1 protein-coding gene and 1 pseudogene are annotated in these 691 nt (G+C 41.0%); both read left to right on the top strand.

Annotated elements, in window-relative coordinates; genetic code table 11:
* Nucleotides 1-17 precede the first annotated feature (17 nt).
* The gene (locus A3739_RS28305) at nucleotides 18-161 is read left to right on the top strand and encodes a LysE family transporter (protein ID WP_231877126.1); all 144 of its coding nucleotides are present in this window, start codon (nucleotides 18-20) and stop codon (nucleotides 159-161) included.
* 26 nt (nucleotides 162-187) lie between these two features.
* Nucleotides 188-691 (top strand): annotated as a pseudogene (locus tag A3739_RS21795) (50S rRNA methyltransferase); the annotation flags it as partial.

The raw sequence follows: 691 nt of genomic DNA, 5'->3' as shown, positions 1-691 counted from the left end.
TCGGATTCGGTGCCGTTATCGCATCATTTACTTTCTTCTTTTCACTTGGATATGGTGCTCGGTTCCTAAGACCAATCTTTGCCCAAGCAAAATCATGGCAAGTCTTGGAAGTAATTATTGGTGTCATCATGCTAAGCTTGGCGCTGAGCCTCGTCATCTAAAACTCTTTGCTTTCACTGCGAGATAAATGAACACACACTACGACAGTCCTTTTGGTGCGCTAACGCTTCAACGCTATCCGTTATTTAAAAATAGTAAGGCTCAACAGAACCTGCAGGCATGGGAAGGTGCTGACACCTTGTTATTGGAAGAACTGAGTAAGCATGATCTGTCCAATAAACGAATTCTTATCTTAAACGACCAATTTGGCGCGATCAGTTGTGCGCTTCGTGCATTTGATATCACGATTCAAACTGACTCATTTTTGTCATCGACAGCTATTCGATTAAATACGCAGGCGAATACAAAACAAGAACCTGAGAAACTTGTTCCAAGCACAACATCACTTGAAGGCAGCTTTGATCTTGTCGTTATTAAAATCCCCAAATCATTAAGTTTTCTAGAAGATCAGTTGTATGCGATTAGAAAACATATAAACGAGCATTCTGTTGTCATAGCAAGCGCTATGGTAAAAAGTCTTAGCAAGAACACCCGTGATATTTTTGAAAAGCTGCTAGGCCCTAGCGAACAA

The sequence above is a fragment of the Oleiphilus sp. HI0067 genome (assembly GCF_001635735.1).
Note: the sequence above shows the minus strand (reverse complement) of the source record. Positions and strands in the feature narration are given on the sequence as shown.